Consider the following 26,991-nt stretch of genomic DNA (forward strand, 5'->3'; position numbering starts at 1 on the left):
AGGTTTAATTTATTCTGTTCTTAAACTTTTAACCGGGTCCATTCTTGCAGCAGTGATGGACTGTACCCCTACTGTTACCAGCGCTATCAAGATCGCAGTCAGTCCTGCTACCGGGAAGCTCCAGACAGGCAATACGGCGTGATAGGCAAAACCCTCCAGCCAGTAATGCATGGCATACCAGGCCACCGGAGCAGCCATACACAACGCTATCACTACCAGCTTGATGTAATCTTTCGACAACAGCGCCACAATACTACCTACCGTAGCACCCATTACTTTCCGGATGCCTATTTCCCGGGTACGCTGCTGGGCAGTAAATGCTGCCAGTCCTAATAGACCCAGGCAGGATATCATAATGATAACAGAAGAAAAAGTTGTCAGAATAGCACTGATCCGGTATTCTGTCTGGTATATCCCATTAAATTCTTCGTCCATAAAATGATAGCCGAAGGGGATGGACGGGTAATAATTTTTCCACACTTTTTCTATGCCGGTAATAACTTCCTGCTGATGATCACCCCGTATTTTCACTAATATTTCTCCAAACCAGTTGTATTCCGGGAATACGATGATCGGCGCTATTTTTTCTTTCATGGAAGCAAAATGAAAATCCTTCATCACTCCCTTTATGCTTCCGTTACGGCCATTCATAGCCAGGCGTTTACCGACGGCCATGTCAGTCGTCCAGCCAAGTTGTTTCACCGCTGCCTCGTTCAGGTAAAAATGATGTTCCTGATTTTCTCTTTCCGGTAAAATATCCTGGATATCCGCATCTGTCAATACTTCTCCGGCTGCCAATGGTATACCCATGGTTTTCAGATAATCCTTTTCCACCGGTATGGCTGTAATACTCATTCCAAAATCGGCCGGTTTACCGGCAATTTTACCAATCGTATATCCTCCCTCTATATTCACCGGTGAATCGTAGGAAGCACTTACCTCTTGCACACCGGATTCCTGTAGCAATCTGTTTTTAAGGGTAGCCAGGCTTTTGTAATCCATATTTTTTCCATCCAGTACCAATATATGTGAACGATCCTGGCCCAGCTTCTTATGCTGGATATAGTGCAGTTGACGCTGTACAACCAGGGTGCAGATAATAAAAAATATAGAGGTGGCAAACTGAAATATGACCAGGGTTTTCCGCATCTTTCCGCCTGTTGATATGGCTATTTTTCCTTTTAATATCTGCACCGGACGGAGCGCCGACAGGAACAAAGCCGGATAGGTACCAGCCAGTAAAGTAGTACCCACAAATACCACTGCCAGTAATAAATACAGACGATAGCCCTGCATACTTCCCATGCGTAAAGAAGTACCTGCCAGGTTGTTGAATGCCGGCAGGAAAGCCCACGCCAGGAAGATCCCCAGGATGATCGCCAATGCCGTCACCAGGGCTGATTCGGAAATAAATTGCCCGAACAACTGGCTCCGTTCCGCCCCTAATGCCTTCCGGACACCAATTTCCCGGCCCCGTTCTGCAGAACGCGCAGTGGCCAGATTCATAAAATTAATACAGGCCACCAACAGTAATAATACCGCTACTATTGCCAGTATATAGTTATAACGTATATCCCCACCTGTTTCGATGGAAGATCCGGCGATCGAATGCAGGTGAATGCCGGTTACCGGTTCCGGCACAAAATCCAGTGTTGCGCCACCGCCTTCCGGCATCTGGGATTTAATGAGATCGGCCATGCTGCGATGCAAGCCTGCCGGCGTGGCGTTATTACCCAGCAATACATACGTATAGTAATTCGGTGCATCCCAGTTATCCACATTCGTTAGTGTGGAAAAACTGGCAGCAAAATTAAATTTCAGGTGGGTATTGGCGGGGCTGTTGACGGCCACTCCTGTTATCTGTAAATCTTTATTATTATTGATTCTGATGATTTTTCCAATAACATCTGTGGTACCGAAATACTTCCTTGCCATCTCTTCACTTAATACCACGGTTCCCGGATTTTTTAAAACAGTAGCCGGATCTCCATGCAGCAAGGGAAAAGAAAACATCTGAAAAAAAGCAGCATCTGCATACATAAAACGTTTCTCATTCACAATGTTATCTCCATACTTCACCACCACGTTCTCTTTTGCATATACCCGCGACATCATTTTTACATCCGGAAAGTCCTTTATAGCTGGTCCCAACGCACCCGGGTTCATGGCGGTATGTACTACCGGCTGATCTTTTTCGCCATAATCTACCCGGATACGATACAACTGCGCTGCATTGGCATGAAAGGTATCATATGTCCATTCATTATGAAGATACAAGGCCAGCAAAATAAAACAGGTAATACCTATTGCCAGTCCGGATACATTAATAACGGTATACAGCTTACGTTTTAGCAGATTTCTACGGGCTGTTTTTAGATAGTTTTTCCAGATCATCTGATATATCTTTTATGTACGTTAGTCGCGGTTCAGACTTTTAATCGGATTAGCTAAAGCAGCCTTTACAGTTTGCATACTTACCGTCAGGAAAGCAATGATTAAGGCAATAGCGCCTGTCATGGCAAATACCCACCAGTGAATATTGACATGAAACTCAAATCCTTTCAGCCAGCGTTGCATAAAGTACCAGGCAGCAGGCGTGGCAATGATAACCGCAATGATGACCAGCCGCAGGAAATCTTTGGCCAGCAACATGACAATACTGCCAACTGAAGCGCCCAACACTTTCCGGATACCTATTTCTTTTTTGCGCTGTGCCATTACCAATACGGCTATGGCGAATAAACCCATACAGGAAATCAGCACTGCCAGTACAGCTCCGTTGATGAAAATCTTTGAGAACCTTTTCTCCTGGCGGTATAACCGGTCTGTATTTTCATCCAGAAAAGAGGGTGCATTTTCAGACAGGGGGTTCAGCGTTTTCCACATACCCTCTATTTTCTTTATCGTTACAGCAGGATTCGCCGTATTTACCTTCACAAAAATGTAGCTCAGGTCAACGGGCTTCGCCAGGGATATCGTAAGGGGTTCTATCTTTTTATGCAATGATTCATAATGATAGTTTTTTACCACACCGATCACCCGCAGCGGACGCCTGTCATCCATCTCGATCAAACTTCCGATAGGATCTGCCTCTCCCAATTGTTTGGCCATTAGTTCATTGATGACCACACAGGTGGTATCTGCCCCGAAATCTCTCGAAAAATCACGGCCCGCCACCATTTTCAAGTCCAATGTACTGGCGTAGTCATAATCCACTTCAATACATTGCGTACCTACACTATGTCCTTTATAGTCAAAACTGCGCATCCATCTGCCGGAGGAACCGTCTTTCCCCAGTCCCAGGTTAAACTGGCCGGCCGTAACACCCGTTACTTCCGACTCCATCAGCAACTTGCTGCGCATAGCCGTGACAGCTGTTACCGGCGCATTATCTACCGGAATGCTGATCACCTGCGTACTATTAAAGCCTAACGGCGCCGATTGTACGAATTTAAGCTGCTGACCAATGATAACCGTGCAGCTGATCAGCACAATCGCTACCACAAACTGTACTACGATGAGGGAACGCTGCATCCCATTGCTGCTGCTGAAATTTTGTTTCCCTTTCAGCACACTGATAATGTTCAGGCGGGAAACTTTCCAGGCCGGATAGCCACCAGCCAGTAAGGTAATCGTGAAGAACCCCACTACAATACTCAGCAACAGCCACCCATGCTGGAATAAACCCAACGTGAGGCGGTGTCTGAAAATGCGGTTATAATGCGGTAATAATATACAGGTGAGCAGGATACTGATCACAAAGGCAAAACAACACAATAAAAAGGCTTCGCTCCAGAACTGGAAGATCAGCTGCTTATCCTGCGCGCCCAAAGCCTTTCTTAATCCCACTTCATTGCTGCGGGTAAAGGAACGGGCTACAGACAGGTTAATAAAGTTGATACAGGCTATCGCCGTGATCATAAAGGCGAGGATCAGCATGAGCCATGGATAAAACTGATTCAACCCGCTGTAATAGGTATTACCGGGTGTCAGGTGAAAATCGTTCAGTGAAATGGTCTTTAATACCAGCAACTCCCCGTTTTTATCCGGTACGCCACCATTTTTCTTTAGCTCCGCAATATTTTCTGCAAAATACTTATGTACCAATGGTTTTATCTGACGGTCAAAAGCTGCAGTCGTTACATTGGGTTCCAGTTGCATGAACACGGGGTACCCCGACTCGTTCCATCGGTTTTTCAGCTCTGCATACATGGGGATATTTTCAAAGCGGGTCAGCATTTCAAACGAAATGCTGCTGTTGTCCGGCAACGCAGCAGCAACACCACTTACAATAAACGGGCGCCATTTTCCCTGCAGGTTTACTTCAATGGTTTTACCCACAGGATCTTCATTCCGGAATAAGGACGCAGCTGTTTTTTCTGTCAGTACTACCTGATTCAGTTGTTGCAGGGCGTTTTGGGGATCCCCCTTTACAAACGGGAAAGTGAACATCTTTAAATAATCATTGTCCACCATCTGTATATCAAAATAATAATGGTTGTTACCATAACGCACCGGCAGGTTATCGTTACTCACCCGCGTTACATATTTCACACCGGCTACCTCCTTCCTCAGTACATCTGCCAGCGGATCCGGGACACTCATACTCTTCGCTATCCTGTTGGCTTTATATTCTTCTTCGTATACCTGGTAAATATGATCCCGGTTTTCATGGAAATTATCATAGGACCACTGCTGGTAAGCAGTAAGGGACAATAACAATGCAGCACAAAGTGCCACACTCATGCCTATCATATTAACGAAGGCAAATACTTTTTGCTTCCGTAAATTTCTCCAGGCGATTTTCAGATAATTTAACCACATCGTATGTTAATTTAAATACCGTTATTATTAGAAACGTATACTCATTTTCCCCACGTTATTGCTACTGACATAGGTAACAGGTGTTCGCGGGATTCGAAGAAAGGCAGGGTGCGTAGACACACACTCCGGTTTGCTGTTCACTTGTTATTCTATTCTTAATTTAAAATATCGTTTGTTATGGTGCATGGCCGGGAAGACTGATTCACAGACAATAGCGGTTACGATAGCTGAAAATACTTTTATTGCCGGTCATTCTTTTGATATAACTGATACGTATATACGCAATTACTTTTGTTGTGATATGTATTATCAATTTCCGGTACAAATCCGGAGATGCAGCCGGCTGAGGAACTGCATCCCGGACATACCTGGTTGCCGCCGGAACGGGCAAGTAACAATTTTTGAATAACAGATGAACTTCATGATGCTGTTTTAAATGGCGAAAGGCAATCAGACATGAAACTGTTCTTTGATATTCTCGGTTACTACCCGTCCATCGAACAAGTTGATAATGCGGTGTGCAAAACCGGCATCATATGGTGAGTGTGTTACCATAATCAGAGTGGTACCTGCATTGTTGAGTTCCTGCAGCAGTTTCATCACCTCTTCTCCATTGGTGGAGTCCAGGTTACCGGTAGGTTCATCCGCCAGAATCAGGTTGGGTTTGGCCACTACCGCACGGGCAATAGCTACTCTTTGTTGCTGACCACCAGACAGTTGTTGCGGAAAGTGATTGCGGCGGTGCATGATATTCATACGCTCCAGTACTTCTTCCACCCGTTGTTTTCTGTCTGCCGCAGGTACTTTCAGGTATAATAACGGTAACTCTACGTTTTCAAATACCGTCAGTTCATCTATCAGGTTAAAGCTTTGGAATACAAACCCGATGGCACCCTTACGCAACTGTGCCCGTTGTCTTTCACTCATACGCGCCACCTCTTTACCCCAGAAGTGATATTCCCCATCACTGGGATTATCGAGCAATCCCAGTATATTGAGCAAAGTAGATTTACCACATCCGGACGGCCCCATGATGGCTACAAATTCACCATCCTGTACTTCCATATTGATACCGTTCAGGGCAGTAGTCTCCACTTCCTCTGTTGCAAATAGCTTTTGTAAATTGACGGTACGTATCATAAGTGTGTATAGTTTTATTATGCTATTTTATGTAAAAAAACGGATGATTGCTAAAATGCCAGTACATCCTTGTTACCAAAGTTTTCATAGGAAGAAGTGATCACCTGGTCGCCAGGCTGTAAACCCTCCAGTATTTCAAAATATAACGGATTTTTACGGCCCAGGGAAATATTCCGTTTTACAGCCTGTTTGCCATTTTTATCCACTACATATACCCAGTTGCCACCAGTATCGGAGAAGAACCCTCCCAGGGGCAACAGCAGCGCCTCAGCAGATTTCCCCAGTACCAGGCGGATAGGCGTTGACTGCCCCCGCCGGATACCGGCAGGTGTTTCTTTTTCAAAAGTCATATCTGCCTGGAAACGGCCATTTTTCACTTCCGGATATACTTTGGTAATCACCATCGCATAGGATTTCCCGTCGAATTCAAAAGAAGCCTTTAATCCGGCAAACACCTGTGAAACATAGTGCTCATCAATATCTGCGCGCAGTTTAAACCCATTCAGGTCATCAATCTGTCCTATATTTTGTCCGGCGGTAATGCTGGAACCTATCTCTACATCAATGGAAGACAGCTGACCGGAAACCGGGGCACGTACAATCAGGCTGTTGAGGTTTTCTTTCATCAGGTCCAGGTTACGCTGGGTACGGGCCAGGGTACCTTCCAGCTGGGCAATCTGCATTTTGGCATTTTCCCGCTGATATTCCTGCGATTCCAGTTTAATGGCGCGCTGCTTCAGCAGCCCCTCCAGATCGAATTTATTTTTATTGAATTCCTGGCGGGCGACAATCTTTTCGTCTACCAGCTGTTTGTTGCGGTCATACAGGTCCTGCGCCGCATCTATTCTGGCGTTCAGTTCTGAAATAGCCTGTTGTTCGAGGAAGTCTTCTTTCCGGATATTCAGCCGGGTGTTCTGCAGGTCGTTGCGGAGCCGGTAGATTTCTGTTTCCTGGGTCACAAACTGCATCACCATGTGTTGGTTATCCAGCTTCAGGATGGAATCGCCCTGTTTTACCATACTACCTCCTTCGAGGTATTTACGGCTTACATAACCGGCTTCTATAGCATCAAGCCGGATGGTTTTCAGTGGCATCACCACGGCCGTTACAGCAATGTATACATCGAAGGTGCCTTTTTTCACAGGCGAGATCGTGATCTTATCTTTTTCTACATTGAGGGTAGCACGATGATCAGCGAAGATCAGGGCATATATCAGCAATAAAGCTACCACTGCCCCACCCCCTATCATCAGGATGCGTTTTTTGTTCCAGAACTTCTTTTCTATTTTTCTATCCATGTTATTTGCGAAAAGTTTGCTGTTCCTGGAAATTCAATCCATATGCCAAAGCTAAAAATGCAGTACCATAAAGGGTTTACAGTAATTGAAACTAAAAAAAATGTCCCCTGCCGGACAGCAGGTGTCCATAAACGGACATTTTTAGCGTACCCCGAAATTCCTGACAACTTTGAAAGAATCTTTCTTTAATATTGTTGCCTATTCACCTTTGTATATGAGTACCATGCAACCAGCTAAAATCCTAATTGTAGATGATGATGTAGATGTTTTACGAGCTGCACGTCTGTTGTTGAAAAGACATTTTGAACAAGTGGATTTTGAGAAGAATCCCCAGAAGATCCCTTATCTCGTTTCCAATTTCGATTATGATGTTATTCTGCTGGACATGAATTTCACCCGTGACCTCAGCAGTGGTAAGGAAGGATTTGAATGGCTGGACCGTATCCTGGATATCAAACCAGATACAGCTGTGGTATTATTTACGGCATATGGAGACGTGGAAATGGCCGTGAGAGCAATCAAAGCAGGAGCTGCAGACTTTGTACTGAAGCCCTGGGAAAATGAAAAACTACTGGCTACCATTCAGTCGGCTTATAACAAACGCGCGGCCAAACAGGATAAACCCATTGTAGCTACTCCTTCCAACCACGAGATGATTGGGAAAAGTCCGGCAATGCAGGCCGTATTCGATACTGTTTCCCGCGTAGCAGCTACCGATGCCAACATCCTGATCCTCGGTGAAAACGGTACGGGAAAAGATATGCTTGCCAGATGGATACATACCCAATCGGACCGCAGCAGCAAAGCATTTGTCAGCGTGGATCTGGGCGCCATCAGTGAAACACTCTTTGAGAGTGAACTGTTCGGACATGTGAAAGGCGCCTTTACCGACGCCCGGGAAGATCGCCTCGGTCGCTTTGAAGAAGCCAACGGAGGCAGCATATTCCTGGATGAAATAGGAAATATTTCCATCCCGTTCCAAGCTAAACTCCTGACAGTACTGCAAAACAGATTCGTTACGAAAGTAGGGTCCAATAAAAATATATCCATTAACGTTAGACTGATCTGCGCCACCAACCGCAACATTCAACATATGGCTGCACAACACCTGTTCCGGCAGGATTTGCTGTACCGTATCAATACCATCGAAATAAATCTGCCGCCACTGCGGGAAAGACAGGAAGACATCGTACCACTCGCAGAATATTTTCTGCAACTGTACCGCGATAAATACAAACGTCCGGTCAACAGCATGCACGAATCCCTCATCACCCAGCTGGAACGTTACGAATGGCCGGGTAATATCCGTGAACTGCAACACGCTATTGAACGGGCGGTCATTCTTTCTCAAGGCAAAACCCTGCAGGCTAAAGACGTATTCGTAAAAAACAATGCCAACTCCGATCAGGCCATGGACACAGGTTACAACCTGGAAGAAATGGAAAGAAATGTGATTTCACAAGCCATGAAAAAATGTAACGGCAACATCACGGAAGCGGCGAAAGAGCTGGGACTGAGCAGAGCAGCCCTCTACAGAAGACTGGACAAATACAATATATAGCTGCAGCAAAAGCTGTCAGCACAATGGCAAAAGTATTCCACATGAATCGTTTCAGCATTAATATAGGGCTACGGGTTATTCTCCTTTTTTTCACCATGGGAACCTCCCTTTGGCTGTATATGCATGCGGTTCCTCCGTTGGCATTACTGCTGCTACCACTGGTATTCCTGCAGTTGTACAATATCTACTATTATCTCAACCGCATCAACCGTAAGCTGACGCTTTTCCTGGAATCTATCCGGTATGAAGACTTTTCTATCCGTTTCAGTGCCGACAACAAATTAGGCAAGAGCTTCAGTATGTTGAATCACCAGTTCAATGAAGTACTGGAAGCGTTCCGGCAAACCAGGGCGGAAAAAGAAGCCAACCTGAAATACATCGATACCATTGTGCAACACATCAGTATCGGGGTATTATCTTTTGATACTACCGGGAAAATAGAATTAATTAACCCGGCCGCTTTCCGGTTACTGAGCATCTACCGGCTCCGTAATCTCTCCGAACTAAAAAATGCACATCCCGGCCTGGAAGAACTACTGCTGGAGCTGCAGGCAGGCACGCAGATTTTGTATGCTACCCGGCAGGGCCAGCAACTCTCTATTCATGCGGCCACCGTGCGGTTACAGGGCAGACTGGTAAAACTGATTTCCATTCAGAACATTCATGCCGAATTGCAGAAAAAAGAACTGGATGCCTGGCAGAACCTGACGAAAATACTGCGGCATGAAATTATGAATTCTGTTACCCCCATCGTTTCTCTGATAGGTACCATGAAGGAAATAGTAGACCTGGACATTGCACCGGGAGCTACCAATACCGAAGGTATCATGGATCTCCGTGAGGCCCTGCAGACAGTAGAAAGCCGGAGTAAAGGCATTATGAACTTTGTGAATGCCTACCGGGATTACACTACCCTGCCGCAACCCCTGTTTACCAATGTAAGTGTGAAAACGCTGGTGAATTCTGTCAGCCATCTTTTCCAGGCCGATCTGAAACAGGCCAACATCCGGTTTTCGCTGGAAGTAGATGCAGAAAATATGGAGATCTATGCAGACGTATCCCAGCTGCAGATGGTGTTGATCAATCTGGTAAAAAACGCCATAGATGCCCTGGAATTCACAGCCGATGCGGCGATCAGCATGCGCGTTTATCTCAACAGCGGCCAACAGGTTTGTATTGAAGTAACCGACAATGGCCCTGGTATTGACGAAGATGCCATGAACAAGATTTTTATTCCCTTCTTTACCACCAAGAAAAAAGGCTCCGGTATCGGACTAAGTCTTTCCCAACAAATCATTCAGCTACATGGCGGGCAACTGAAAGTAATGAGCCCCGGACACGATGGTAACGGTACTACATTTTACGTGTTGTTAAACACGGGAGCGTAAGAATCGTTATATTGTTATATAATCCGATCAAGCATGTTCAAATCAAAATGGACACTTTTTTACGGTGTCATCCTGTTTGCCGACCTGATACTCATCGCCTTTCATGCAGGCATATTCCGTTATGCTACCAAACCCCTGCTGATGATCATCCTGGCCATATACTTCCTGGGAAGTAAGGCCCCCATGCCCCGGCTGTCGAAAATATTATTGGTAGCTGCCTTATTTTTTTCTTTTGGGGGAGATGTATTACTGTTGTTGCCAGACAAATATTTCTTGCCGGGTCTCGGGAGTTTCCTGCTGGCACATATCCTCTATATGCTTTTCTTTCTGAAAATAAGATACTCCAACTTTCCGATCCCGTTGTGCAAATACCCGCTGGTATTTCTGCATGCAGCGGTATTGATCGTTTTCATATTATTCCTGCTGCCTTATCTCGGGAGTTTAACCGTTCCCGTTATAGTGTATGCATTGGCTGTTTCATTGGTAGTACAGTGTGTTTTACATGCCTTCCGCTTCCGGGAGCAACCGGCAGGCTGGTATTGTATGATCGGATCTGTACTCTTTCTTATTTCAGACGGGATCATTGCAGTAGAGAAATTTTATCATCCGCTCCCGCAGGGCGGACTACTGGTAATGTTCACCTACGGACTGGCTCAGCTGGGACTGGTATACGGCAGCATACAATACTACCGGGATATTGCTGCAGGCTATGACTGGCAGCCTTCGCGGTCGTCGCAGATGCTTTACTAAGTTATCTTTCCAAAACTGGTATTCATGATCCGTAATTCGTAATTTTGTCAGACTATGCAACAAACAGATTTTCTTGTCATCGGTTCAGGAATTGCAGGGCTCACCTATGCGCTGAAAGTGTCACAGCAGTGCCCGGATAAAAAGATCACGATCATCACCAAAAGCCGGGAAGACGAAACCAATACCAAATACGCCCAAGGTGGCGTAGCAGTGGTAAATGACCTGGAGAACGACAGCTTCGAACAACATATTGAAGATACCCTGGTAGCCGGCGACGGACTCTGTAATGAACGTATAGTAGAAATGGTGGTCACGGAAGGACCGGAACGGGTAAACGAAATCATTGAATGGGGCGCCAACTTCGACAAAAATCCGGATGGCGACTTCTCCCTGGGCCGTGAAGGCGGACACTCCGTATTCCGGGTTATACACCACAAAGACATCACCGGACAGGAAATAGAACGCGCCTTACTGGATGCCATTCACCGCCGGCCCAATATAGAACTGATCACTCACTGCTTCGTGATAGACCTGCTTACCCAGCATCACCTGGGCTATCTGGTCACCAAATCCACCCCGGATATTGAATGCTATGGGGTGTACGTACTGGATCTTACCACTAAAAAAACGGAAAAGATCCTGGCCAAGGTAACGCTGCTGGCCTCCGGCGGCAACGGACAGGTATACCGCACCACTACCAATCCCAGCATTGCCAGCGGTGATGGCGTAGCCATGGTATACCGTGCAAAGGGACGTATTGAAAACATGGAATTCATACAATTCCATCCCACGGCATTGTATCAACCGGGAGTAAGTCCGTCTTTCCTGATTACGGAAGCCGTACGGGGCGATGGGGGTATTCTCCGCAATATCAACGGAGAAGATTTCATGCATAAGTATGATGCCCGCTTATCGCTTGCCCCCCGCGACATTGTAGCCCGCGCCATCGACAGTGAGATGAAAATCACCGGTACCGAGCATGTATACCTCGATTGCCGGCATATGGACCACGAAAAATTCATTCACCACTTCCCCAATATTTACGAAACCTGCAAAGCTGCAGGCATCGATATCAAAGAACAAATGATTCCGGTAGCACCGGCAGCACACTACAGTTGCGGTGGTATTAAAACCAACGAATGGGGCCTGACCTCCATCCGTAACCTGTACGCCTGCGGTGAATGTGCCAGCACCGGCCTTCATGGCGCCAACCGCCTCGCCTCCAACTCACTCCTGGAAGCGATGGTATTTGCCCATCGTTGTTTTATGGATGCTACCAGCAAAATCGATTCTATTACTTTCCGGGATAATGTGCCCGACTGGGATGCCCGTGGTACGACTGCTCCCCGCGAAATGATCCTCATCACCCAAAGCCTGAAAGAGCTGAAGCAAATCATGAGTGATTACGTAGGTATTGTCAGAACCAATGTGCGACTGGAACGCGCCATGCGCCGGCTCGACATCCTCCATTCGGAAACAGAGGAACTCTATCAGCAAACCGCCGTATCACCCCAATTGTGTGAACTGCGTAATATGATCACCGCCGGTTACCTGATTGTAAAAGGCGCCTCTTTCCGCAAGGAAAGCAGAGGCCTGCACTTCAATACAGATTATCCTTACAAATCAGAACTGGTGCAAAATATTGTATTGTAAGCTAAACCACTGGTTTTCATTACCTTTGCGAGGCATTTACAACATTCAGGAATATGTATTATCTGCTGCTTGCTTTTTGTTATGGATTTTCGATACTGCCTTTCCGTGTGCTGTATTTCATCAGTGATGTGCTGTACTTCCTGGTGTACCGTGTTTTTGGATATCGCAGGAAAGTAGTGTTTGAGAACCTGCGGCAGGCCTTCCCGGATAAGTCGCCCGCAGAAATTTCCCTGCTGGCCGGAAAGTATTATCGCAACCTCACCGATATGATGGTGGAAACCATCAAGCTGCTCACCATGAGCAAAGACTCCCTGCAGGAACGCTTTCAGTGCGACCTGACGGTGTTGCATCAATTATATGCGGAAGGAAAAAGCTGTCAGCTGCACCTGGGGCATAACTTCAACTGGGAATGGGCTAACCTGTTTTGTATGCAGGGCGTAAAGTATCCTTTTCTGGTGGTATATATGCCGCTTACCAGCAAACCGGCCGACCGTATGTTCCGGCATTTCCGGGAAAAATTCGGCACCATTCTGATCCCTGCCAACGACATGAGCAACAGCATGAAGCCCTGGCAACAACAGCAATACCTGATTGCCCTGGTAGCGGATCAAAACCCCGGTAATGCACGCCGTTGTTACTGGTTCCCTTTCCTCAATAAAATGACACCATTCTACAAAGGCCCGGAAATGGGCGCTAAACGCAGCGATATTCCGGTGGTGTTTGTAGACATCCGCAAAGTAAAACGCGGTTACTATAAAGCCGAATTAAAACTGGCTTTCGATAAACCGCAACAGGAACCGGAAGGAAAAATCACGGAGACCTTTGTACGTTACCTCGAAAAAAACATCTACGAACAACCCGAAGTATGGGTATGGAGTCATCGCCGGTGGAAACACCAATGGCCAGGTAATAGCAATAACGCGCAATAAGCGGGTTGTTGTCGGGCGTTATTTCAGTTTCAGTTTATTATTGATTTTACGGGTCTGCGGCTGTTGGGCTGCTTGCAAAATGCTGTGTAATTGTTTTTTGCGGGCGGTTCCTTCCAGTGTCACCTCACCATTTACCACTGTTATGGAGATGTCCTGCCATCCGGCAGCTGTGAAAGCACTGTCCAGGGTATGTTTTAATATGATATCGGGGTTGTCTGCTACTGTTACCTGTGGTGGCGTTTCGGAGAGCACCTGAATATTGTTGGTTACTGCCGTTACTCCTTTTACGCCTCTCAGGGCCTCTTCTGCAGCCGTTTTGGCCACTTCATCAATAACAGTACCACTCAGGGTAACATGCCCTTCTTTTACCGCTGCCGCTATACCGGGGATCACACTCAGCTTCTCATTTACGGTTTGCTGGATGGCAGTATCTGAGGGGGTGCAGGCACTGAAAAAAATCCCCATCAGGCAACCGATCATCAAGGATTTGTAATGCATGGCTAAAACTTTTGCAGATATCGCCAACAAATACCGGGCTAAAAGCAGACAAAGCTTCCAGGCATAAAAAAAACGCCTCTTCGGAAAGAGGCGTTTTTAACTATCTGCTATGGATTAGTTCAATACTGTTTTCTCCTGTACCACCTGTAGTTTGGGCTCTTCTTTCATCTTGGCAAAACCGCCATCTACATTCCGGAGGTTATGGATACCTTCCTTTTTCAGGATAGAGCAGGCAATGATGCTGCGGTAGCCTCCCTGGCAATGTACATACAGGTTATCGAGGTCATTGAAGTGCGCCATTTTCCCAGGATCCGTTAAATCGCCCAGCGGCAGGTTAAAGGCATCTTTGATATGCCCGTTGGCAAATTCCATTGGCTTGCGTACATCCACGATGACGAGGTGTTCATCATGTGGAATATCCATGGCCAGTTCATCTGCTTCTACGGTAATAATCATATCGATGGCTTCATTTGCAGCTACCCAGGCAGGATAACCACCTTTCAGATAGCCGGTAACGTTATCAAAACCTACCCGCGCCATTCTTACAATGGTTTCTTCTTCTTTTCCTTCCGGTGTTATCAGAATGATATCCTGATCGAATGGTAACAAGCTGCCTGCCCATTCAGCAAAGCGTCCTTCCAGACCAATGCTGATAGCGCCGGGTACAAAACCATTTCCAAATTCAATGGCCGGACGGGTATCCAGGATCAGGGCGCCAGCTTTCGCCGTAGCCTTGAAATCGGCCGGAGACAATGGTTGCAGCGCTTTTTCCATCACTGCCTGCAGGGCATCATATCCTTCCTTGTTTATTTTGGCATTGATCGGAAAATAAGAAGGCGGTGTACTTAAGCCTTCTGTTACTTCTTCAATGAATTTATCCTTTTCAGTAGCCAGCAGTGCGTAGTTGCCTGCTTTTTCATCCCCGATCGTGCTATAGGTGTTAGGACCCAGGTTTTTACCACAGGCCGATCCAGGACCGTGTGCCGGGTATACGATGACATGATCCGGCAAGGTTTTGATTTTGTTGTTCAGTGAATCAAACAACAGGGCTGCCAGTTCTTCTTTGGTTTGGTTACCGCTGAAAAGATCCGGACGACCTACATCACCCACAAACAGGGTATCGCCGGTAAAGAGGGCATAAGGTGCTTGTTTTTCGTCCAGCAATAAATAACAGGAAGATTCCAGTGTGTGGCCGGGCGTGTGCAATACCTGTATGGTAAGGGCTCCAATGGCAAAGGTTTCATTGTCTTTGGCTACATATGCTTCAAAGTTGGTTTCTGCATCCGGGCCAAACACAATTTTTGCACCGGTAGCTGCTGCCAGGTCCAGGTGACCCGACACAAAATCCGCGTGGAAATGTGTTTCAAAAATGTATTTAATGGTGGCATTCCGTTCTTTGGCAAGATCCAGATATACATCGATATCACGCAGCGGGTCTATGACTACCGCTACTCCATCTGATTCAATGAAATAGGCTGCCTCAGACAAACAGTTGGTGTACAATTGCTTAACGAACATGGTCTTTGATTTTCACAAATTTACAAATTATACGGCGGTCAACTTATGGATAAAATCTATACCAAAATAAAAAAGTAGCCGTATGGCTACTTTTTTATATAACTTTCTTCCGCATAACATACGGGGCAAAACTGCTAACCAACAAGTTCTTCCACAAACTTCGCCACTTCAGCAATACGTTGCTTATTGATGGTGTAGTGAATAAACTTACCATCTCTCTCTGTAATTACTATGCCTGCACGCCTTAATATGGCAAGATGTTGCGATGCTACTGATTGTTCCAGACGTAACTTCACATAAATCTCGGTCACGGTCATTTTTTTGTGATCTTCCAACAACTTAATCATCTGCTGACGGAGCTTATGGTTGATAGCACGCAAAACCATAGCGGCTTTCTTAACGGCAATGTAATCCAATTTGATCTGGTCTTTTTCATTGGTACCTCTAGAAATAATAAGAGTATTAGAAGAGGTAGTTAATAATGTTTTTTCCATCGCATAATAGTTTTAAAAAAATGATGAAATGAAAGGGATCAACGGACAGTACTCGCAAAAAGTTAGACAACAATCGCGGTAATCGATTTATACAAAAATATAATATCTGTCACAATAAAAAAAATTTCCATACCTTATTTTATCATATATAACCGATGGATACTTGCAAATTAGATGTAATTTGACAATATTATGACAAATCAAACGGACGTGTTATGATTTTTGTGGAAAATAAAATGGTTTCAGATAAAAAGGGCTGAAATAAGCCAGATCTGCGAAGGATTTTTGTTGGAAAGCCTGTTCCGAAAGCGGAACCATATGTGCGGCATTTATTTCATATTCGGTAAACAGGGCATGTGCCTGCGGCGGTAATAACTGCGCCCATTTGGCACTGCCATCACCAAAAAAAACAATCTTTTGCTGCGCTAATTCAGCACTGAATGCTTCCGGTGTAAGAATCATCGCCTGTGGCGGCAACAATTCCCGGCCGGCCGCATCATAGATAGCCGTAAACACTTCCTGGCGGCGTGCATCCAGCATAGGGCAATACCAGGCGGTATCCTCCCCTAATATACTATGCATGCCCTGCGCCATCATCTGCAGGGTGGAAATAGCCAGCAGCGGCTTATTCCAGGCATAACACAAACCTTTGGCAGTGGCCACACCTACACGTAATCCGGTGTAAGAGCCCGGCCCTGCACTTACGGCCACTGCATCCAGTGCAGCAGCCGTTATATGATGCGATTCCAGCAATTGCTGTACAAATAAAATCATGGTAGCTGCATGGTCCTGCTGCTGCTCATTCACCAGTGTATCCAACACTTTCCCATCCTGCGCCAGGCTCACGGAGCCCCTGGTGGTAGCCGTATCTATATTCAGTATAAGTGCCATGTGTATGCTTAAATCGCTTCGTATTCTGTTTGCAATAATGCAGCTGCTTCATAACGGTCATCTCCGGTAGCATGCTGTGCTGCTTTCAGCACTTCATATACATGCTTGACGCCTATCATTTCACACCATTCAAACGGCCCAAAGGGATAGTTTGTTCCCAGCTTCATGGAAATATCAATGTCTTCCCGGGAAGCAGTACCTTCCGCTGCAGTGAGGTAAGCCTCATTGATGATCATACATACCACCAAAGGTGTTACCATCCCTACATGATCGGCTACTACCGCATATTCCCAGTTCAGCTGATACATCAGCTGGTCCAGTGTGGATTTTTGTTCGTCGTCCAGCACAGTCACTTCCGTTACCGGCATCCGGATGAATCCCGGCAGGAAGTTACATCCCACGATATTAAATCCCTGTTCAAAGGCATACTGATTCATGACTTCCGCCAGCGACGTTTTAACCATACCTGCCAGCACCGGTACACCGGGATTTTTGGCATATACGGCTGCGTGTTCCGGACGATCGTCAAAGATCAGGTCAATCACCAGGTCAAATACCTTAATCGATAAAACCTCTTCCAGACTCGTTTTCCATTGCACTTCATGCTTGGCCAGTCCCTTCTGCTGCAACTCTTCAAATCGCTGTGCATCTGCTATTACCAGGATATTCATGCGCTAAATTTCGGCAAACCTAATAAAGAATCATTAATTATAGCACATCTGCTTTTTCCATATCGGTGCGTTCTCAATTATTAATTATTTTCGCCTTCATGGAAAAGCAAATCATCAATACTACCAACGCGCCCGCTCCTATCGGGCCTTATAACCAATCGGTAAAAACCGGTAACCTGCTGTTTGTATCCGGACAAATTCCCCTGGACCCTGTTTCCAATGAGCTGGTAAAATCCGGTATTCAGGATGAAACACACCAGGTGATGAAAAACCTGCAGGCTATTCTCACAGAAGCCGGCGCCAGCTTCAAAAACGTCGTTAAAACGACCATCTTCCTGACCGACATGAATAATTTCGCGCAGGTAAATGAAGTATACGGCAGCTATTTCACAGGTGACTATCCTGCCCGTGAAACCGTACAGGTATCCGGATTACCCAAAGGCGTAGACGTGGAAATTTCCGTGATCGCAACGCTGTAAAAAATAGTAGAAACAAACAAGCCGCATTTCCGGACAGGTTCCGGGAAATGCGGCTTGTTTTATACCATACGGCAGATAACCACCGGTTTATTTACCAAACAACGTAGCTGCCAGCCGGGCGTCGTGACCATACACGTCGTCGCGGAAATTCAGCCGGCCATAGCTATCCACAAAGGCGGTGAAATAGCCGATAAATACGGGCACCTTATCTTTCACAGTTACATACTTCTCTTTACCCGCGTTCATGGCCTCATCAATTTTTTGAGAAGTCCAGCTGGAATCAGCGCGTAGTAACCATTCTGCCAGGTGCTTAGGTTCTGCTACCCGGATGCAGCCATGGCTGAAAGACCGTTTGTTTTCACCAAACAGGTAACGGGCGGGCGTATCATGCAGGTAAATATTATACTCATTGGGGAAGAGGAATTTCACTTTACCCAGGGAGTTGCGGCCACCAGGCTTTTGTCTTACCACATAAGGGAAGTTTCCACCACTATATTTGCTCCAGTTGATAGATCCCGGCGCAATGGTTTTACCGCTGGCGCCTACGATTTCCATGTTCTGACGGGCCAGATAGGATCCTGCACCACGTTTAAGACCTGGCAATACCTCTTTCGCCAGGATGCCCGGAGGTACATTCCAATAAGGGCTGAATACCACATGACGCAGCTCTTTACTGAAAATAACCGTGCTCGCACCAGGCTTTCCTACCACTACATTGCAACTCCATACCAGCTTGTTTCCTTTTTCATATACGTGCATTTCAAATTCCGGAATATTCACCAGAATATAGTCTGTAGCCGGTTCAATCGGTACCCAGCGAAGCCGCTCCATATTCAGCAGCACCTGGCGGATACGTTGCTGCAGCGGTACGTTCAGGGCAGTCAGCACACTTTGTTTAATAATACCGTCGGACTTCAGGCCCATTCTGTGCTGAAAGCTGCGCACTGCGGTGTCCAGGGCAGCGGTAAATCGTCCGCTGCTGTCCGTTCCCGGCAGGTCACCCAATGCTTCCAGTCTGATTTTCACCTGGGCGATAGCTGTGTCGGAATCGCCTTTCTTAAAGGTTTTAGTGGTTGCTTTCAGGGAGTCCCATTTCGTAGTGGCTTCCAGGTTAGCCAGCTTTTTCAGCTCGCCCCGCAGCAGTTTATATTGCCTGTTTACCGGTTCGTCGTCTTCAAAGGCATTGCCTTTTTTATTCATCATGGAATCCAGCAGGCTTTCCATGTCTATTTTTTTACGGGGAATAAACCATTCCAGGTCTTTTGCCGAATCTGCTGTAATACCGCTCCATACTTTGTTGCCATAGGCAAAAAACTGTGCCGTGAGCAGCATCTCAATACGAGGGATGGCCGGATTACCCGGCTTTAAGCCTACATCACTGACCAACAGGGTATCTGTCAGTTTTTGCAGTTCCGGGTTCATCAGACTGCTGTCTTTGATCCCATAGGTCGCATCATTTTTCATCATATTGATGAAGTTGCCCGCCTGTTCTGTCAGTCCGTCTTTGTTGATCCAGGCATAGTGGAAATCACGTTTACGGTAAAAGTTGCGGATGTATTCATCATAGGCATCATAGGATGCATTGCCCTGCAGGAAGCTATTGACAAAATTGCTGTCCAGAGACTGTTCGATATACTCCTGTTTGGTATAATGGGTGGTGTCGCGCGCTTTCATTCTTTTCCGTGATCCGCTCTGCTGCTGGCAGGCAGCGAAGGCAAAGAGTGTCAGCAAAACAAGTGAGGCATAAAAACGTATAACCATATGCGTAATGGGTGTATTTAATTACAATGAACAAACATGACAATTATCTATTGGGATTATGCTGCATTAACAGGCGTAAAAATAGGAAATATATAAACCGGGCGTGCAGACCGGCTGCAAAATCTGAGGTAATGAATTATATTTATTACCTAAACCGATACCCGTATGACCCAGGTAATTACCGTACATGATATTCCGGCCAAACATACGATTCCCGGCTTTCAGGGCCGCTTTGTACATGGTGAAAAGTCCACCCTGGCTTTCTGGGAAATTGCAGCAGGAGCTGTATCTCCCTTACATCAGCATCCGCACGAACAGATTACCTATGTCACGGAAGGCAGCTTTGAGATGGAGCTGGATGGAGAGAAACATTTATTGCAGCAGCACGATGTGCTGGTGATTCCACCCCATGCCCTGCATGGCGGCCGGGCAGTTACTGCCTGTAAACTGATAGACAGTTTCAGTCCTGCGCGGGATGATTACAGATAAACAAAAAAGACAGCAATCGTGGATTGCTGTCTTTCTGAATTATTTTAATCCTGGTTTACAGTTTTATTTCTTCATCATTGGCATCAAAGAAACGGTATTCGGTCAGATGGAAATTGGCATCTGCCTTAAGTTTAACCCATTTTTTGTATTGGAAATACCATTTCCATTGTTTTGATACCAGAAAACCTTTGGTAAGGTAAGCATAGAGGATAGGATGTACCCGGATGGTCAGTCCTTTATGCTGGTGATTGAGCAGGTATTGCAGGTTTTTTTCAATATCCTCGAGGATCAGCATGGAAGCACCGATTTTGCCGGTTCCTTTACAGGTTGGGCAATCTTCTGCTACCGATATGGTAATCTCTGGTTTTACCCGTTGGCGGGTAATCTGCATCAGGCCAAATTTGGAGATCGGCAGAATGGTATGTTTTGCCCGGTCTTGCGCCATAAATTTCTCCATGGCTTCGAAGATGGCTTTTTTATTATCCGGCAGCTTCATATCAATGAAGTCGATGATAATAATACCTCCGAGATCTCTTAATCTGAGCTGGCGGGCTATTTCAGCGGCAGCTTCCAGGTTGGAGGCCAGTGCGTTCTGTTCCTGGTTATTGCTGGAGCTTTTGTAGCCACTGTTTACATCCACTACATGCAATGCTTCTGTAGCTTCAATAATGAGGTATACGCCACTGTCGAGGTTCACGGTTTTACCGAAAGAAGCCTTTACCTGGCGGGTGATACCAAAGTTATCGAAGATGGGAGAACCGTTATTGTAGTAGTTAACAATATCCTGTTTTTCCGGTGCAATTTTCTGGATGTAGGTTTTTGCGTCGGTATAGATATTTTTATCGTTGACTACGATACGGTTAAAGCTCTCATTCAGCAGGTCGCGGAGGATGCTGGTGGTTTTTGTCTGCTCGCTCAGTATTTTTTGCGGCGCCTGGCCACCATTCAGGTTTGCCTGAATGTTTTTCCAGGTTTGCACGAGCGTAGTCAGATCTTCGTGTAATTCTGCTGTTTTCTTTCCTTCTGCAGCTGTGCGGACAATCACCCCAAAGTTGGGTGTTTTGATTGCCTCTACAATTTTCTGTAATCTTTTTCTTTCTTCGGAAGAGTGGATCTTTTTAGAGACCGCAACAATATCGTTAAAGGGTGTTAACACTATAAATCTTCCGGGTAAAGAGATTTCACAGCTTAGGCGCGGGCCTTTAGAAGAAATGGGTTCTTTCAGAATTTGTACGAGGATATTGGGTTTACCGCCCAATACATCAGTAATTTTCCCGGTCTTTACTATTTCCGGCTCATTTTTAAATTTAGTAAAATCAAATCCTTCAGGGGTTTTATCGCTGATGGCTGTTTGTGTAAATTTAAGAATGGATCGGATATATGGGCTGAGATCCGTGTAATGCAGAAAGGCGTCCTTTTCGAAGCCTACGTCCACAAAGGCAGCGTTTAAGCCGGGAATCAGCTTTTTAACCTTGCCCAGGTATAAATCGCCTACTGCGAAGTTAGGATTACCACTTTCGTGATGTAATTCGACTAACTTTTTATCTTCCAGCAACGCAATTTCCACACCTGTGGGAGCCGCATTTATAATAAGTTCCTTGTTCAAGCGTCCAAAATTTTAACCTTTAAAACTTCACCTTTATGCTATGCACACAGCTATTTAAGAACAGCTTACTGCATACCAGACAATAGCTAACTATATAAAGTTAGCGTATTCTTCACGTTCGTGATGATGGATTGCTTAAGGGTTCAGCGATCACTGCAGGCAATATCCGGAGAATTCTGTGCGGGGATCTATGGAAACAACCTGCATGACTATAGCAATTTAAGTATAAATGCTAGAATCATGCAGGATATATGAAAAATTTTATCCGACCGCCGCGCCGGGGTAATACCTGATTAGTATAAATGGCGGGAAACTGGAGTAATTATTTCTTACCTTTTTTATGCCGGTTCTTTCTCAGTCTTTTTTTACGCTTGTGAGTGGCAATTTTATGTCTTTTTCTTTTCTTACCGCAAGGCATACGCTGATACGTTTTTAAATGATTGAAAAATAAATATTATTGAATAGTTTTAATATAACTATCTACTTCCTTCTTCAGTTCCGGATCTGTCATGAAATGTTTGCTTTGTTCAAACAGTTCAATGGCTTTCTTTTTATCCCCTTTACTTTTATAGGATTCCGCCAGAACGAATAATACTTTTGCATTACCCGGATGTTTTTTGGCGACTCCTTCCAGTCTTTCGATAGCTTTATCGTATTGACCCGATGTTATAGCCAGGTTTGCTAAAGTAACCTGAGCGTCTATATTATCCGGATTTGCTGCCACTACTTCCCTCAGCTTTGCTACTCCTGTCATTGGTTCGCCGGTATTCATGTATACCATGGCCTGCGAAATTTTCAGTGTATCATTTGCCGGGTTCAGTTTAATGGCCTGATCAAACAAACCAATCGCTTGTTCAGCTTCCCATTTTGCAATACGCGGATCTTGAGCATGTTGCAGGTGGGCTAAAAATAAATTGGCTGCAAAGGTGAGGCTTTTTTCGGAATTTTCCAATTTAGCGGCTTCGCCGAGGTAATATGCTGCCACAGGAAGTTGATTAAGACTATCCCAGGTGGAGTACAATTGTTTGTAGGCGGCTATTTGCTGGGTTTTCACATCCCCACGCACCACATTGGTTTCAATTGTATTAACAAGTAAAAGTTTTTCTGCCGGAATTTTTCCCTTGGCTGTTTCCAGGAGTTCGGAGAAGGCAATAGATTCTACACTCTGACCGCCCTGTGAGGGAGCGGCAGATGACATAGGTTTCTTATCTGACCGGGGTACAGTACGGCCAAAGGCGAATAATACCACCAATAATGCTACAGCAGCACCAACTAAGAGAACTTGTGATTTTTGCACGGCCTAAAATATTAGGCTGCAAAATTAAGAACTTTTGAGCTTCTTTACCTCAGCAACAAATTCTTTCGAAGGTTTGAATGCCGGGATAAAATGCTCAGGGATCTCCACAGCCACGTTCTTCTTAATGTTACGGCCAATCTTGGCGGCTCTTTTCTTTGTGATAAAACTACCAAACCCTCGGATGTAAATGTGTTCACCATTGGCAAGAGCTTCTTTCACCTCTTTAAACATAGCCTCAAGTGTTACTAATACATCTACTTTGGGGATGCCGGTTTTTTCAGCAATGTTGTTAATTAAATCAGCTTTTCTCATATGAAAGCGAGAGGATTACTTTACTCTCAAAGTTAATTTAAAAATTTTAATTGCTGAATTTTAAGCAAATAAATTTTATCATTTTTTCTTATAACTGTATTGGTGATAATTTATATTTATTTGCAGGCCCGGATATGAGTAACTGTAGTACTTTATAGGGTTCATGGGACAGCATTTACCATATCAATTTACTAAATAATTTTATTAAAATAATATATAAATGACCGCATCGCGACTTTTTTTTACCGAAAAATTACTGGAATGGAACCGGGAAGCCAATTCCCGCAACATGCCCTGGAAAGGTGAAAAAAATCCATACCGCATCTGGCTATCGGAAATTATTCTCCAGCAAACCCGCGTGGAACAAGGCTGGCCGTATTATGAGCGGTTCATTCAGCACTACCCCACCGTAACAGACCTGGCCCAGGCGCCCGAAGAAGAGGTATTCCGCCTCTGGCAAGGGTTGGGCTATTACGCCCGCTGTAAAAACATGCTCGCCGCCGCCCGGGAAATTACCGATCAATACCAGGGGAAGTTCCCGGATCAATACGACCAGATCAAAGCCCTCAAAGGCATTGGCCCCTATACGGCCGCTGCCGTTGCTTCCTTTGCCTTTAACCTGCCCCACGCCGTACTCGATGGCAACGTATATCGTGTACTGGCCCGGTATTTTGGCATCGATACCCCGATAGACAGCACTGCCGGGAAGAAACAATTCGGAGAACTGGCGCAGGCACTCCTGCCAGCCGCGGCAGCTGCTGAATATAACCAAAGTATCATGGACTTCGGCGCCGTGGTATGCAAACCCCAGCAGCCAACCTGCAACGATTGCCCGCTCAACAGAAAGTGTATAGCCCGGCAACAGCAGCTGGTGGCGGTATTACCCGTCAAAACCAAAAAACTGCAGATCAAAAAACGCTATTTCAACTACCTGCTGGTTACCCTGGAAGATAACATCTATATCCGCAAAAGAACGGAAAATGATATCTGGCAAAACCTGCACGAATTTATCCTGATAGAAACGGACGAGCCTACCGATATTACTCATTTGCAGGCAGCGCCCGCTTTTCAGAACATCTTTAAAAGCTCACCAGGCACCGTGGAAAACATATCTGCCCCCTTCAAACAACAGCTCACCCATCAAACCATCCATACCCGGTTTATTACGGTAGCTGTTAAAAAGCCACTGGCACAGCAGGATTGGATGCTGGTTCCCGGCACCGAACTCAATAACTACGCTTTTCCAAAAACTATTACCAGTTTCCTGCAACAACACAGCATGCAATTATTCTGATCAAACAAATTATAAATAAAAATATATATTAACAACTAAGGCACTTAAACATTATCCGATGAGCTTCGCCGCCACCGATACCAGTTCACAGTGAGAAATTTTTCACTATCGATTAGAAAAAAATATTAACTTTAAGAAGGTTGTTTATTTAAAAAAGAAGAACTTTTTAACAATAGACTAAAAAAACCTACAACTATGAGAGGTGTTAATAAAGTAATCCTGATAGGCAATTTGGGCAGAGATCCGGATGTACAGTTTCTGGAAGGAAATATCGCCGTGGCAAAGTTTTCACTGGCAACCACTGAAACGTTCAAAGACAGGGCCGGCAAACTTATATCACAAACCGAATGGCATACAGTAGTGCTTTGGCGGGGATTAGCAGAACTTGCACAGAAATATCTGCACAAAGGAAGCCTGGTATATATTGAAGGACGTTTGCGCACCCGCAGCTGGGAAGACAAGGAAGGCAACAAAAAGTTTGCTACTGAAGTTGTAGGAGACAACCTGGTAATGCTGGACAAACGCATGGACCTCAACAACCAAGACCACCCCATCCCCCACCACAGTGGCGCCAGCTCTGCTTCCGGAGAAAATTTCCCCAACAATCTGGAAATTCCACCTTCGCTGAACGAGCCCGCAGACGATCTGCCATTTTAGTTGCAAATAAAAATATTAAGTTTTCGATGTACATAATCCCATAATGGGACATTACTTATATTTGCGTGCAGGGAAGGCATTTCAGTGATTTACTTTCCCTTTGTTTTTTTGATTATTTACATCAAAGTTGAATATCTTGGATATCCATTCGGCAAGCAACGTATCCTATCTCTTACAAGCTAATGCACCGATTGCCACCCCTAACATGGTGGTTTTTCTGCTTGTTCTCTTTATCATACTACTGCTTACCTTCATCGTTTCCGGTGCAGAAGTCGCGTTTTTTTCTTTGAACTATAAAGACCTGAACGTACTCAAGACCCGTCAGAATGCTTCCGGTAAATTAATTACCAAATTACTGGAGAAGCCCAAATCCTTGCTGGCTACCCTGCAAATAGCCGGTATCCTCCTGATGATCGCATTTATTATGATCACCAACTACCTCGTTACCCAGATGGAAGACCTGGAAACCCTCCCTGTCGTTTCATTTGTAGTAAGGGTAGCCGCTATATGTCTGGTATTGCTGTTCTTCGGACAAATACTCCCCCGCGTATGGGCAGCGCAAAACAATATTCGTTTTGCCACCTACTTCGCCTGGTTCGTCAGCCTCATTCATGCGACCCTCGAACCTGTCAGCGATTTCTTCGTCAGCCTCAGTGGCAGCATCGAAGCCCGGTTCTTTAACCGCGGCAGCGGCCCTGTCAACTACCAGGAAATTGATGAAGCCATTGAGATGAGCGTAGATCCTACCGCCTCCCAGGAAGAAAAAAATATCCTGAAAGGCATTCTCAAATTCGGCAACATCACCGTTAAACAGATCATGCGTGGCCGTCTCGATGTAAACGGCATGGAATATAACAGCAACTTTGAACAGGTGACCCAGCGCGTAGCTGAATTACACTACTCCCGGCTGCCTGTTTATAAAGAGAACCTGGATAATATCGTAGGTGTTATCCACACCAAAGACCTACTCCCCCACCTGGATAAAGGCAACAGCTTCGACTGGCATGAAGTAATGCGGCAACCATTCTTCGTACACGGTCATAAACTGATTGAGGACCTCCTGAGTGAATTCCAGAGCAGACGTATGCATTTTGCCGTAGTGGTAGACGAGTTTGGCGGTACCTCCGGTATCGTTACCCTTGAAGACATTATGGAAGAAGTGATCGGCGATATCAAAGATGAATTCGATGAAGAAGAATTCAACTACAGCAAAGTAGACAACTTCACCTATGTTTTTGAAGGCAAAACCATGCTGAATGATGTTTGCCGCATCATGAACATCTCCCCTGATACTTTTGAACATGTAAAAGGAGAAAGCGATTCCCTCGGAGGCCTGATCCTTGAACTGGCAGGAAAATTTCCGGAAGAAAACAGCGTTATCAATTATACCAACTTCGATTTCACTGTACTGGAAGTAAATAAAATGCGTATCCAGAAAGTACAGGTTACCATCAGACCGGATGCTACGGATAAGATATAAG

The 26,991-nt window shown here is 45.4% G+C and carries 23 protein-coding genes; 10 read left to right on the forward strand and 13 right to left on the reverse strand.

What is annotated here, in order from left to right; genetic code table 11:
• Nucleotides 1–9 precede the first annotated feature (9 nt).
• The 4 genes from OL444_RS01985 to OL444_RS02000 form a co-directional block, all read right to left on the reverse strand.
• Nucleotides 10–2,394 (reverse strand): ABC transporter permease, encoded by a 2,385-nt coding sequence (locus OL444_RS01985; protein ID WP_264734921.1) that lies wholly within the window; start codon nucleotides 2,392–2,394, stop codon nucleotides 10–12.
• Between the two features lie 21 nt (nucleotides 2,395–2,415).
• A complete protein-coding gene (locus tag OL444_RS01990; RefSeq protein ID WP_264734920.1) occupies nucleotides 2,416–4,824 on the reverse strand; it encodes an ABC transporter permease in 2,409 nt (802 codons plus the stop codon).
• A gap of 450 nt (nucleotides 4,825–5,274) precedes the next feature.
• Complete coding sequence (locus tag OL444_RS01995; protein ID WP_264734919.1) at nucleotides 5,275–5,964, reverse strand: ABC transporter ATP-binding protein; 690 nt, start codon at nucleotides 5,962–5,964, stop codon at nucleotides 5,275–5,277.
• A 50-nt stretch (nucleotides 5,965–6,014) separates the two neighbouring features.
• Nucleotides 6,015–7,262, reverse strand: a complete 1,248-nt coding sequence (locus OL444_RS02000; protein ID WP_264734918.1) for an efflux RND transporter periplasmic adaptor subunit — start codon at nucleotides 7,260–7,262, stop codon at nucleotides 6,015–6,017.
• 169 nt (nucleotides 7,263–7,431) lie between these two features.
• On the opposite strand from OL444_RS02000, the gene OL444_RS02005 reads away from it, so the two are divergent.
• From OL444_RS02005 to OL444_RS02025, 5 genes are read left to right on the forward strand one after another with little or no spacing between them, the layout of a single operon-like run.
• Nucleotides 7,432–8,823 (forward strand): sigma-54-dependent transcriptional regulator, encoded by a 1,392-nt coding sequence (locus OL444_RS02005; RefSeq protein ID WP_264734917.1) that lies wholly within the window; start codon nucleotides 7,432–7,434, stop codon nucleotides 8,821–8,823.
• A gap of 23 nt (nucleotides 8,824–8,846) precedes the next feature.
• Nucleotides 8,847–10,211, forward strand: a complete 1,365-nt coding sequence (locus OL444_RS02010; protein ID WP_264734916.1) for a sensor histidine kinase — start codon at nucleotides 8,847–8,849, stop codon at nucleotides 10,209–10,211.
• Nucleotides 10,212–10,244: 33 nt separating this feature from the next.
• Entirely contained in the window at nucleotides 10,245–10,961 is a 717-nt protein-coding gene (locus OL444_RS02015; protein WP_264734915.1) for a lysoplasmalogenase, read from the forward strand.
• A gap of 54 nt (nucleotides 10,962–11,015) precedes the next feature.
• A complete protein-coding gene (nadB, locus tag OL444_RS02020) occupies nucleotides 11,016–12,614 on the forward strand; it encodes an L-aspartate oxidase (protein ID WP_264734914.1) in 1,599 nt (532 codons plus the stop codon).
• A gap of 53 nt (nucleotides 12,615–12,667) precedes the next feature.
• Entirely contained in the window at nucleotides 12,668–13,543 is an 876-nt protein-coding gene (locus tag OL444_RS02025) for a lysophospholipid acyltransferase family protein (protein WP_264734913.1), read from the forward strand.
• An 18-nt stretch (nucleotides 13,544–13,561) separates the two neighbouring features.
• Here OL444_RS02025 and OL444_RS02030 read toward each other — a convergent pair whose 3' ends face one another.
• The 5 genes from OL444_RS02030 to OL444_RS02050 all read right to left on the reverse strand — a co-directional run bounded on the left by OL444_RS02030 (nucleotide 13,562) and on the right by OL444_RS02050 (nucleotide 17,615).
• Nucleotides 13,562–14,041 (reverse strand): BON domain-containing protein, encoded by a 480-nt coding sequence (locus tag OL444_RS02030; protein ID WP_264734912.1) that lies wholly within the window; start codon nucleotides 14,039–14,041, stop codon nucleotides 13,562–13,564.
• Between the two features lie 114 nt (nucleotides 14,042–14,155).
• The gene (locus tag OL444_RS02035) at nucleotides 14,156–15,559 is read right to left on the reverse strand and encodes an MBL fold metallo-hydrolase (protein ID WP_264734911.1); all 1,404 of its coding nucleotides are present in this window, start codon (nucleotides 15,557–15,559) and stop codon (nucleotides 14,156–14,158) included.
• Nucleotides 15,560–15,693: 134 nt separating this feature from the next.
• Nucleotides 15,694–16,053, reverse strand: a complete 360-nt coding sequence (locus OL444_RS02040) for an ArsR/SmtB family transcription factor (protein WP_012788619.1) — start codon at nucleotides 16,051–16,053, stop codon at nucleotides 15,694–15,696.
• 213 nt (nucleotides 16,054–16,266) lie between these two features.
• Entirely contained in the window at nucleotides 16,267–16,944 is a 678-nt protein-coding gene (gene tsaB, locus OL444_RS02045; RefSeq protein WP_264734910.1) for a tRNA (adenosine(37)-N6)-threonylcarbamoyltransferase complex dimerization subunit type 1 TsaB, read from the reverse strand.
• An 8-nt stretch (nucleotides 16,945–16,952) separates the two neighbouring features.
• Nucleotides 16,953–17,615: a 3-hydroxyacyl-CoA dehydrogenase family protein gene (locus OL444_RS02050; protein WP_264734909.1), complete on the reverse strand. Its 663-nt coding sequence runs from the start codon at nucleotides 17,613–17,615 to the stop codon at nucleotides 16,953–16,955.
• A gap of 98 nt (nucleotides 17,616–17,713) precedes the next feature.
• Between OL444_RS02050 and OL444_RS02055 the strand changes: the two genes are divergently transcribed.
• On the forward strand, nucleotides 17,714–18,094 hold the full coding sequence (locus OL444_RS02055; RefSeq protein ID WP_264734908.1) for a RidA family protein: 381 nt from the start codon (nucleotides 17,714–17,716) through the stop codon (nucleotides 18,092–18,094).
• An 87-nt stretch (nucleotides 18,095–18,181) separates the two neighbouring features.
• Here OL444_RS02055 and OL444_RS02060 read toward each other — a convergent pair whose 3' ends face one another.
• Nucleotides 18,182–19,855 carry a L,D-transpeptidase family protein gene (locus tag OL444_RS02060; RefSeq protein WP_264734907.1) on the reverse strand — a complete coding sequence of 558 codons (1,674 nt, stop codon included), beginning with the start codon at nucleotides 19,853–19,855 and terminating at the stop codon, nucleotides 18,182–18,184.
• Nucleotides 19,856–20,020: 165 nt separating this feature from the next.
• Between OL444_RS02060 and OL444_RS02065 the strand changes: the two genes are divergently transcribed.
• Entirely contained in the window at nucleotides 20,021–20,344 is a 324-nt protein-coding gene (locus OL444_RS02065; RefSeq protein WP_264734906.1) for a cupin domain-containing protein, read from the forward strand.
• Nucleotides 20,345–20,399: 55 nt separating this feature from the next.
• On the opposite strand, the gene OL444_RS02070 is transcribed toward OL444_RS02065, so the two are convergent.
• The 3 genes from OL444_RS02070 to OL444_RS02085 all read right to left on the reverse strand — a co-directional run bounded on the left by OL444_RS02070 (nucleotide 20,400) and on the right by OL444_RS02085 (nucleotide 23,559).
• Entirely contained in the window at nucleotides 20,400–21,950 is a 1,551-nt protein-coding gene (locus tag OL444_RS02070) for an Rne/Rng family ribonuclease (protein WP_264734905.1), read from the reverse strand.
• Nucleotides 21,951–22,404: 454 nt separating this feature from the next.
• Nucleotides 22,405–23,247, reverse strand: coding sequence for a tetratricopeptide repeat protein (locus OL444_RS02080; RefSeq protein WP_264734904.1), 843 nt, complete (start codon nucleotides 23,245–23,247; stop codon nucleotides 22,405–22,407).
• Nucleotides 23,248–23,271: 24 nt separating this feature from the next.
• Nucleotides 23,272–23,559: an HU family DNA-binding protein gene (locus OL444_RS02085; RefSeq protein ID WP_073084475.1), complete on the reverse strand. Its 288-nt coding sequence runs from the start codon at nucleotides 23,557–23,559 to the stop codon at nucleotides 23,272–23,274.
• A 220-nt stretch (nucleotides 23,560–23,779) separates the two neighbouring features.
• On the opposite strand from OL444_RS02085, the gene mutY reads away from it, so the two are divergent.
• The 3 genes from mutY (at nucleotide 23,780) to gldE (ending at nucleotide 26,990) form a co-directional block, all read left to right on the forward strand.
• Nucleotides 23,780–24,853 (forward strand): A/G-specific adenine glycosylase, encoded by a 1,074-nt coding sequence (gene mutY, locus OL444_RS02090; RefSeq protein WP_264734903.1) that lies wholly within the window; start codon nucleotides 23,780–23,782, stop codon nucleotides 24,851–24,853.
• 195 nt (nucleotides 24,854–25,048) lie between these two features.
• Nucleotides 25,049–25,510, forward strand: a complete 462-nt coding sequence (locus OL444_RS02095; protein ID WP_264734902.1) for a single-stranded DNA-binding protein — start codon at nucleotides 25,049–25,051, stop codon at nucleotides 25,508–25,510.
• Between the two features lie 136 nt (nucleotides 25,511–25,646).
• Entirely contained in the window at nucleotides 25,647–26,990 is a 1,344-nt protein-coding gene (gene gldE, locus OL444_RS02100; protein WP_264734901.1) for a gliding motility-associated protein GldE, read from the forward strand.
• Nucleotide 26,991: the final 1 nt, after the last annotated feature.

It is taken from the genome of Chitinophaga nivalis (genome assembly GCF_025989125.1).
Taxonomy (GTDB): Bacteria; Bacteroidota; Bacteroidia; order Chitinophagales; family Chitinophagaceae; genus Chitinophaga; species Chitinophaga nivalis.